Here is a 10,063-nt window from a genome sequence, read left to right as displayed (position 1 = left end):
AATCTGGTATCTTTCTGTTTCGGTCAGTTGTGTATAGGCCATAGTGCATTTTCCTTTGGCGAGAAAGATGCCTACTATAGCAACTGACCGCCCTTCTGAAAAATTGCACTTATTAGTCGAATCTGCCCAATAAAATATATTTTCAGGTAATCTTATTGACGGTAAATGGAATTGATCTATGCACTGTAGTTGAATTTATTTCCAGAAAGAAAATTGAAAAAATATACAACTAATTCATTCAACACCTTGAAACTCACCCATTTTGAACTATATTTATTTTAACTATGTTTAATTATGAAAAAAATATTCATCCTTTATGAGGGGTTAAAAATGAGCACAGACTTTGAATGGGATCCAAAGAATTCTCAGGTATATACCAAAGATTATGGGACTGGATCTATCACTCTTTCATCTACTCAATCCGATTCGTTCGATAAGTTAGGTGGCGCTAATTTCACAATGAACGCTGAAAGTGAAACATTAACACTACAAAATGATTCTGATAATATACCTATCTATTGGCCAGAATTTACTCGCAATGATGATGGAACAATGACTGACAGCAGGAAAGGATTAGATATAAATGTATCCGCAGGAACATTAGAAGTAGTCTATCTATCGGAAAATAGAAATAACACCGTGGCTTATTTAGGTTGTGCTGAAAGTGCTAAATTTAACCTTGAAAAATCAGGTATCTTAAGCATCAAAAATCCAGGAACTGTATTTATGTTTATAGATTATGTTGTTTCCGATAAACCGCCAAAACTCATAATGTCAGGAAACAGTCAATTTGAAATAAGACAAAAAGAAAAAATAGAAGACGATGTTCCCGCCTTTATATTTCTAGCTAGTGAAATTTCTCTAAGTGAATCATCTAAGCTCACTTTTGAAAGCAGTAATCTCTATCTTGGAGATGGAAACTTTAATTACTGTAATATAAGTATACAAGACAAATCGACAGTAACCTTGATTAACAACGGTATAATGCAGAAAAATGACATAGAAAAAGACAAAACATGGTTCAAACTTACAGCAGGCTCTCCCTCACTAAAATTGAAATCTTTTGACGGCATCCATTTCCCACTCTATTTTAACAACATACCTGACAACATACCTGACAACAGAGGATATCCAGAAGGTCTATTTAATTTCATTAATACAGAAGGCAAGAATGAAGGAAAAATTACTATTAATTTCGAAAAACCGGGACCAAAGGAAGACCCTTATTTTTTCACAAAAAAGATATTTGAGAAGAAACTCATACATCTCAATGGTCAAGTAGCAGATAAAGAATCCTTTAACATCAGTTATGGAAATGAAATTACCAATGGTCATGAAATTGGCACTGTAACAATATCACTTAAAAATTAATATTAATCATATTAGAAATAAATGTTCAATAGACCAAAATTAATTTTACTCTTATGGTACGATATCGAATAAGGTAACGTACCACTCCGTATCAATAAATAACTTTTCAAAATAGTAGATCACTTGGAGGGAACTCAGTCCAGTTTTTGCGATCTGATCAATTGCAAAAAATCCCAAACCACTAAACGGACTGAGTTATGCCTATCATAGCACTGATACCCCGCAATGAACGACGCCAGATGAAAAAAATTATCCAGAGCACCTGAGATAAAAATTATGCTCGCCGACTCATGGCCATGTTGATGCTACATCACGGTGAGGCTGTTTCACAAGTCGCCAGAACCCTTTGTGCCAGTCGTTCTTACGTCAATCGCTGGATAAATTGGTTTACTTTATATGGTCTGGAAGGGTTAAAAAACCTTCTGGCGGGCAGACCCATGGTCTGGAATTTAATCCCACTTTATCCTTTGCTGTCTTTTTTATTGCAACATTTTCCCCAACAATTTGGTTGCTTGCGTTATCATTGGAGCCTTGAATTTTTTATAATTAAAATCAATGCATTATTAAATATAAAATTATCCATCAGCACCTTCTATCATTACTTACATAAAATGGGTATCGTTTGGTGAAGAGCAGCCCCAACGCTTAAATTACCCGATCCTGAATACCATGAAAAAATGGCGAAAATTACCGAGGCATTGTCAACGTGCTCGGAAAAACATCCTGTTTTTTATGAAGATGAAGTCGATATCGAGCTAAATCCAAAAATCGGCGCTAACGGGTATTTAAAAAAAGGCAGCAGAAACGTATAGTGACACCCGGAAAAAACCAAAAACATTACCTTGCGGGTTGCCTGAATATCCAAACAGGGAAAATCACTTATGTTGGTGGGTTAAATAAAAATTCTCGATTATTTATCAATGCATTAGAAGAACTTGATCACCAATATTGTCATGCTGAAACCCTCACATTGATTTTGGATAATTATAGTATTCACAAAAGCCGGTGAGTCAGTGATTAGCTGGCCCGTCACCCTAAATTTAACCTATTGTTTTTACCTGTTTACTCCCCCTAGCTGAATAAAATTGAACGCCTGTGGCAATCCCTGCATGAAACAGTGACGCGAAATCATTGCTGCCAGTTATATGTGGCAGTTGCTCGAAAAAGTGAAAATATTTTTAAATTCATTTTCCTATAGGACTAACCGAGAATAAAAAGAGAAAGTGTATCATAATTATGAAAATTCATTTATAAGTCAGCATGTTATATTTATACTATAAGATAATAAAACTGAACAAAATCAGATTATCATCTCATTAAATAACCACTTAAAAATACCCATATTGTTATATGTGATAATTGTTGAGAGAATCCAGCCAATTCTTTCCGTTTCTGGAACATGAATTGAGAATCATCTCATTAGAAACACTTATTTATGAAATTGTGTATCATCATTCTGATTTCACAAAAACCACACCATATTAGATTAATATAAAATAAGGCTACGTTTCAAAACGTAGCCTTAAACTAAGAATTAAAAACTGCTAAACTAGTCAATCAATCACATCTATTTCCATTTATAATATGGAAAAAAATCATTTGAATTTACGACTAGTTTATAATTCATCATAGAATACAGTTAATCTATAAAAAATAAATCCAGTTTGAAAATCAACCTATCTTTCTCTAGTACAATACAGGAGTAAGCGAAGTCAGATTTCCTGGTGTTCCGCAAACTAATTTTAAATATTTAGATGCCATTGTCTGTGGATTAAAATTTCTAATCTCTTTTGCCGCCAGATAATTGAATTTTTCACCAACATAAAACTTCATTACGCCTTTAATACTCCTTGCTTCTTGGAACACCCAAATATTTCCAACATGTTCCGCAAATGTTGAAACCTGAAAAAGAAGTGGACTATTAACATTAGGATTAGTATTAGGACCTATCCGCGGAACTGATAAATATGAACAATGCCATACACCGTTTGCTTCAATAGTATGTGGTAGCAATGACTGAGATCCAGTTGGGTGAGTTAAATACATCTCATTAAGTTCACCTACATAATTACCGATTATACTAAGATATGAAGGTACTTGATTATCAACGAGAGATTGTAACTCTTCTATATCTTCAATATTTTTTTCTTTCATTTCATCCACCTATATTATTAAATTAAAAAAATCATGATAAGATTTTGAATAGCATTAATCTTTGCATTCAAAAACACAATATAAATTCAAAATTAATTAAATTGATGAACTAATCTCTAATCACCTCCTTGAGCTTAAAATTGATTGTTGGTAGTAAACTTTATCTTCTATTCCACAAAGGCATTATTATTTTTATTTATCATGTTACGTTGTTAATTAAATATAGCTAAATTTCCACTCCTGTCCACTAAATTTTAAAATAATTTCATGACATCTTATCCATTTCCACATTGAAACATTTAAAACCACAAAATCATTACATCAAAAGGTAAAATCAGTTAATTATTTCTCTCTGAATGCCGACAAGCAATATAAAACAGAATAATATTATGCTCATACTTATTATTATTTCATAATAAAATTAACTATCCTAAAAATCATCACACTTAGGTGTATTTGCAATTAATTCTGTGATTATTGCAGTAGTTACAATGCATTATAATATTCAGTATATGTTCCCTCAATAAGATCCCCATCAGAGAATCACGTCATTTGGCAATCGATAATAAAGCACATGGAAATTAGAAATTTTCTCTTTTGAGATTTTAGTCACATATAAGAAAACAAGTTGGCTTAATCAGCGAATTAGATTTTAGAAATAAACCATTACCCCATAATATTATTCATTATATAAATAAACCATTGAAAATTCTTTGCCAAAAACAGCGAAAAGCACTGATATCAGGTTCCATTCAACAGTAACAAAATCACAATAAAATAAATTGAAAGTATCTTGAAATCTACTTATTTTGAACTATATTTATGTTAAACAAATTTTAATTATGAAAAATTAATACTAAGGGCTAAAAATGAACGAAAACTCTGAAAACTATTTTATTTGGTATCCGGATCGAGATCAAACATACACTGAAGAGTATGGTAGCAGCAGGATTCCTCCAATATACTCATTTAATAAAGAAATTGGCACCACCTTCACAATGGATGCTGGAGAAAATACATTAATACTGTCTTTTGATAAAAATGCTCGCCCTAGCGACTATAATATTAGGTGGCCTATTCTTAGGCCACTACAGACTGCCCAAGATAATCCAGACAATAAAATTTTATCAAAAACAATAAAAATATTATCAGGAAATCTTATAATATCTGGAAAGCCCATAATATCTGGAAATCTCATAATATCTGGAAAAAAAGAAAAATCTGTTAACTTTTATCTTAATAGTGAAATTTTAGGCGGATATGGACATAGAATTGAACTACAAAACTCAAGTACCTTCAAAATAGAAAATGCTGGTATTGTAAGAATTAGCAACCACATAAATACAAAATTAAGAGAATCAACAGTGGTTATGTCAGGAATAAGCCGTCTTACTGTAGAGCCTGTAGAAAAAACACAAGAAAATAATGAAGTGCTAGAAAGTAATATTTCACTAAATTGTGATTTCTCTATCACTGAATTCTCTAAAGCTATGCTTAAAAGCCATCATGTTCATATAGATGGTGGCAGTATTATCTTACAAGATAATGCAAAGATGTTAATAAGCTCTCAAGTATTAAACATAAGAACTGATTTAGATGAAAAAGGTTGCCCTTTATTCGACACAAACTTCACCCTAAAAGCCGGAGCGACTTTATTAAATCTCAACTCTATAGATGGCATCCACTTTCCATTAGATATTCACAGAGAAAACTACCCTAAAGGTGTATTCAATTTCATGGCTGAAGGAAAAGAGAATACAGGAAAAGTCGTCATTGATGTTGCACCAAAAGATGCTAATGCCTATGGCCTCAATACACTGCTACGTAAAAATTTCACAGCGATTAACGGAAAGGTAGTAGAAACCGGAGATCAGATGAAATATTTTGATTTTAATTATGGAAAAGATATTCGCAACGGTAATCAGGTCGGTACTATTACTATCTCTCTCATAGACCCTAACCTAAGATTATCTTAGTAAATAGATTCAAGGCACGGCATAGAATACAATGCTGTGCCTCCCGGTATTAACAGATCATCCCTACACCATACACCTATAAGGCTAAAGTGAACCAATCCCATTAGAAGCCCCTCACACTTACCTATTTTCGCCCTTGCTCCTACTCAATAACGCTTTCTATACTCCCAATCACCGCCGTTTCTGTTACATAGTACCTGTTATCACTTAGGATGTTAAAACCGATACTTGTATGCATGCTTCATGGCGTTACGTACTACATAGGAAATGCATAGGAAAATGTAAAAATGCAAAAATTAATCGTTAGCAGAAAAACTGCCTCCTTTCCTCCTCATCCGACATTCATTACTGACGAGATTCTCATTATCGGGTAATCACCTGTTTGTCATTCAAGAAATAGCGAAACAAAACGTGCACACCTGTGCAAGATTTTGTACCCCGCTTATTTATTGTTCGTATAAACCTGAACACACTTTCCTCAACCCGATAAGTAGAATTAATTAAATTTCAGTTAATTATAAAATATTCTTATTTAAATCCTGTGGTTGGCATACCTATTGCTAAACTTAAAGATAAGCGCTTATATCCATATATCATATATAGGGAATTAATATGAAAAATAAACTCATTAGCATACAACAAGTTATGGCACATTTTTATGACGGTATGACCATTATGGTTGGCGGTTTCATGGGCATAGGCACACCTCCCCGCTTAATCACCACATTACTGCATTCCGGTGTAAAAAATCTGACTCTGATTGTTAACGATACTGGCCGTATCGACGCCGGCATAGGCCCCCTTGTGGTTAATGACAGAGTGAAAAAAGTCATTACCTCACATATTGGCACTAATCCGGAAACCGGACGCAAAATGCTTGCTGGAGAAATAGAAGTAGAACTGGTTCCTTTGGGAACGTTGATCGAACGTATTCGCTGCGGAGGAGCCGGTCTGGGCGGATTCCTAACCCCAACCGGGGTAGGTACTGTTGTAGAAGAGGGAAAACAAAAAATCACCCTCAATGGAACAGACTATTTATTGGAACTCCCGCTACGTGCCGATCTCGCGTTGATTCAAGCTCATCTTGCCGATCATCATGGCAACCTCACCTACCAACTCAGTGCCCGAAATTTTAACCCAGTAATCGCCCTAGCGGCAGATATTACACTTGCCGAACCGAATGAACTGGTTAAAGTAGGTGAAATCTCACCGGACTGCGTGATAACACCTGGCGCATTGATCGACTACATCGTTTATCCAGGAGAAAATTAATAATGAATGCTCAACAAGTTATTGCCCACCGTGTTGCTCTCGAACTACAAGATGGCGATGTTGTTAATCTCGGCATCGGCATTCCCACGCAAGTCCCTAATTATCTGCCGGATAACATTCATATTACTCTCCAGTCAGAAAACGGCATTCTAGGCCTTGGTCCCATTACAGAAGCACATCCCAATCTGGTCAATGCTGGCGGAAACCCCTGTGGCATCTTGCCCGGCGCTGCCATATTTGACAGTGCCCTCTCTTTTGCCCTTATTCGAGGCGGTCACGTCAATACCTGTATTCTGGGGGGTCTGCAAGTTGACCAGCATGCCAACCTAGCCAGTTGGATGATACCGGGGAAAATGGTCCTTGGTATGGGAGGGGCAATGGATCTTGTCACCGGTGCTCGCAAAGTCATCATTGCAATGAAACATTGCACCAAAGACGGTTCAGCAAAAATCCTCAAACAGTGTACTCTGCCACTTACCGCCATCAATAAAGTCAGCATGATTGTCACTGAATTAGGTGTCTTCTGCTTTGAACAGGGTCAGTTAATCCTGAAAGAACATGCGCCAAATGTCACATTAGAGACTCTACGAGAAAAAACTGAAGCAGAATTTAGCATCGCACATGACCTCAAAGTCATGCCTGTACCGGTATAGGAGAAAATGAGCATAATTAGCAGAATCATTAGCTGGTTTTATCAGCGCTATTCCACCACCTCACCAATCGCTGCGGTACTATGCGACTATTCATGAATGTTCACCGACCATGAATGTTCACTGGTCGGATTATAAATAGCAAAGAGCCGAATAACAGTGAGTAAATAAACCAAATTCTCCTTCACATCGACCAGTTTGATATATACCCTATGGATTTCAAGATGCATCTCGACGGCAAGGGAGCGAATCCCCTGGAGCATAGCAAACTATGTGACCGGGGTGAGCGAGTGCAGCCAACAAAGAGGCAACTTGAAGGATAACGGGTACAAATATTTTCATGCAGTTTCATAACTTATATCGTTTCTTTCCAACTATATAACTAAAGATAAATCAATTTTTTATTTTATTTATGCATTTAACCTTACACTCAAAAAATAAACCCACCTCCACGCTCGACATTATTCAATATATATCTGGTTACGAAATTTCCGATTATTTACTGCCATCAACCATACAAAAATAGTTAACCTCATAAGATATAAGAATATTCCATTATTCTCATTCCTTACTAGACTATGATCGGCATGAGTTGGTAGGAATCATTTTTACAATAATTCAATATGTTAATTATAAAATAGTATTATTTAATTTGAGGAAAGTATATGAGTCCCAAGAACGATTTTAAAGCTTTTTCTATTAGTAATAATGCTAACGTAGTAAGCCAGGAAGGGTATGAAACAAGCTCGGCTTTAAAGACTGGATTTCCACCAGAGAATATTACTACTCATTTACTCAACAAGGTATTGCGTCAATCTTCAACAATATCGTCTACAATAGCTAATTTTATCGCGACACAATATGGCGATGATGTTCTGGACGATGGGGATATAGTCAAACTCACTACTCAGTTAAATAAAGCCTTAGAAAAAAAGATTGCGGCAGAAATTCCAAGTGCTTCACTAACTCAGAAAGGAATTGTTCAACTCACAGATAAAACAGGCAACAGCAATTCACTTGCAGTCACTCAGAAACTTGTTTCTGATGTAAATGATAATGCTAACAACAGATTAGCAAAAAACCAAAATGGCGCAGACATTCTTGATAAAAACGCGTTTGTGAAAAATCTCGGCTTAGCAGAAACCGGCAATTTAGCTAAAAATGCGGTACCGAATAGTAGAAAAATTAATGGAAAAGCGTTAACCGGGGATATCAGTCTGAACGCTGGAGATGTGGGGGCATTTAAGCTTGGATTAACAGGAAACAACACTGTTAATAATCAAGTCCCCTGGAATGCAAACACAGGATTATATGATTTACTGAACCCTGGAATAGATTCTTCGCATGTCGCTCATTTCAATAATGGCGTTGGAAGCTGCCCAGCTTTTCAATTGAAAGTGCTGTACAAAAACCGGGGAATTGCTTATCGCTCTGCCCGTGATAATTTTGGCTTTGAGGAAGATTGGACTGATATTTATACAACAAAAAATAAACCAACGGCAGCGGATGTTGGGGCATTTAAGCTCGGATTAACAGAAAGATACACTGTTAATAATCCAATCCCCTGGAACGCAAACACAGGGTTATATGATTTGCTGAATCCTGGAATAGATTCTTCGCATATTGCTCATTTCAATAATGGCATTGGAAGCTGCCCAGCTTTTCAATTGAAAGTGCTGTACAAAAACCGGGGAATTGCTTATCGCTCTGCCCGTGATAATTATGGTTTTGAGGAAGATTGGACTGATATTTATACAACAAAAAATAAACCGACGCCGGCGGATATCGGGGCATATGCAAAATCCGAGGGATCTGAATTTATCCAAGCAAAACATATTAATCCAGCGAATATAAGTGATTTTACCGCATGGATAAGATCATTGCCGCTGGGCGGTCATGCACTTAGATTTGGAGAAAATCATGGTGGCATTGGATATCCGTGGTCATGCGGCTATGTAACAAGAATATATGATACATGGGCGGGATTTGTCGCGCATTATGACCATGCAGGTATTAGCTTTATCCACGGAAATGATGGGGGCGGAAATACAAAAGTTAGCCGACTTTGGACAGACAAAAACGCCCGCTCCGACGCTAACGGCATTCTTAGAGTATCCAGCCCAGTTGTCGATATTCATCCAGACGGAACTTACGAGTTAACCAGCGAAGCTGAGGGAGTAACTGTTAAGCGTATAAATACAGGGAAATATCGCATCAGCGGTTGCAACGGTTTTGCCAAAGATGGTGCGTGGGGAATTCACGGTGGAACTATCATCCCGGCGGACAGCAACGGGTTAAATCTGATTTGGATTCGTGAATCGGTAGACACAGCCAGCGGCGATATAACAATTGAATGTTACCATCGTCAGAATAAAGACGCTCCAGAATTTGCTCAAAATAAGCGCGTAAAAAGTGTAACTGCAACAGGAGAAGTCGTTTATTACAATGATGCTGAACCCTGCGATATTCCAGACGGAAGAGTCATTAATATTCGTGTGCAACTACCTGAAATGTAATTAGGATCAGTCTCCCTAAAAGGAAGCCCCAGATTGCTGACGAACCCCATTCAAAAAATGGGGTTCTGTTGATGTCAATCGTATTGTTGTAGTGTGGGGTCTTTTAGTATATCGAGGTATCCAT

General features: G+C 36.5%; 6 protein-coding genes and 1 pseudogene. 6 read left to right on the top strand and 1 reads right to left on the bottom strand.

Annotated elements, in window-relative coordinates:
• Positions 1 to 330: 330 nt before the first annotated feature.
• Together AACQ83_RS12590 and AACQ83_RS12585 are read left to right on the top strand one after the other, a co-directional pair.
• Positions 331 to 1,371 (top strand): hypothetical protein, encoded by a 1,041-nt coding sequence (locus tag AACQ83_RS12590; protein WP_112877993.1) that lies wholly within the window; start codon positions 331 to 333, stop codon positions 1,369 to 1,371.
• 197 nt (positions 1,372 to 1,568) lie between these two features.
• A pseudogene (locus AACQ83_RS12585) lies at positions 1,569 to 2,585 on the top strand (IS630 family transposase).
• Between the two features lie 472 nt (positions 2,586 to 3,057).
• On the opposite strand, the gene AACQ83_RS12580 reads toward AACQ83_RS12585, so the two are convergent.
• The gene (locus tag AACQ83_RS12580) at positions 3,058 to 3,525 is read right to left on the bottom strand and encodes a hypothetical protein (RefSeq protein ID WP_112877992.1); all 468 of its coding nucleotides are present in this window, start codon (positions 3,523 to 3,525) and stop codon (positions 3,058 to 3,060) included.
• A gap of 869 nt (positions 3,526 to 4,394) precedes the next feature.
• On the opposite strand from AACQ83_RS12580, the gene AACQ83_RS12575 reads away from it, so the two are divergent.
• The 4 genes from AACQ83_RS12575 to AACQ83_RS12560 all read left to right on the top strand — a co-directional run bounded on the left by AACQ83_RS12575 (position 4,395) and on the right by AACQ83_RS12560 (position 9,939).
• The gene (locus AACQ83_RS12575; protein ID WP_112877991.1) at positions 4,395 to 5,501 is read left to right on the top strand and encodes a hypothetical protein; all 1,107 of its coding nucleotides are present in this window, start codon (positions 4,395 to 4,397) and stop codon (positions 5,499 to 5,501) included.
• A gap of 612 nt (positions 5,502 to 6,113) precedes the next feature.
• Entirely contained in the window at positions 6,114 to 6,773 is a 660-nt protein-coding gene (gene atoD / locus AACQ83_RS12570; RefSeq protein WP_112877990.1) for an acetate CoA-transferase subunit alpha, read from the top strand.
• A gap of 2 nt (positions 6,774 to 6,775) precedes the next feature.
• Positions 6,776 to 7,426 carry a CoA transferase subunit B gene (locus AACQ83_RS12565; protein ID WP_112877989.1) on the top strand — a complete coding sequence of 217 codons (651 nt, stop codon included), beginning with the start codon at positions 6,776 to 6,778 and terminating at the stop codon, positions 7,424 to 7,426.
• A gap of 662 nt (positions 7,427 to 8,088) precedes the next feature.
• Positions 8,089 to 9,939, top strand: a complete 1,851-nt coding sequence (locus tag AACQ83_RS12560) for a phage tail protein (RefSeq protein WP_112877988.1) — start codon at positions 8,089 to 8,091, stop codon at positions 9,937 to 9,939.
• Positions 9,940 to 10,063: the final 124 nt, after the last annotated feature.

Source organism: Photorhabdus sp. S10-54 (assembly GCF_963878145.1).
Taxonomy (GTDB): Bacteria; Pseudomonadota; Gammaproteobacteria; order Enterobacterales; family Enterobacteriaceae; genus Photorhabdus; species Photorhabdus kayaii.
The sequence above is the reverse complement of the archived record's forward strand: the minus strand, read 5'-3'. Positions and strand labels throughout refer to the sequence as shown.

Coding starts and splice junctions, on each gene's coding strand:
- AACQ83_RS12565 (WP_112877989.1), top strand. CDS start 6,776: ATGAATGCTCAACAAGTTATTGCCCACCGTGTTGCTCTCGAACTACAA.
- AACQ83_RS12575 (WP_112877991.1), top strand. CDS start 4,395: ATGAACGAAAACTCTGAAAACTATTTTATTTGGTATCCGGATCGAGAT.
- AACQ83_RS12590 (WP_112877993.1), top strand. CDS start 331: ATGAGCACAGACTTTGAATGGGATCCAAAGAATTCTCAGGTATATACC.
- AACQ83_RS12560 (WP_112877988.1), top strand. CDS start 8,089: ATGAGTCCCAAGAACGATTTTAAAGCTTTTTCTATTAGTAATAATGCT.
- atoD (WP_112877990.1), top strand. CDS start 6,114: ATGAAAAATAAACTCATTAGCATACAACAAGTTATGGCACATTTTTAT.
- AACQ83_RS12580 (WP_112877992.1), bottom strand. CDS start 3,525: ATGAAAGAAAAAAATATTGAAGATATAGAAGAGTTACAATCTCTCGTT.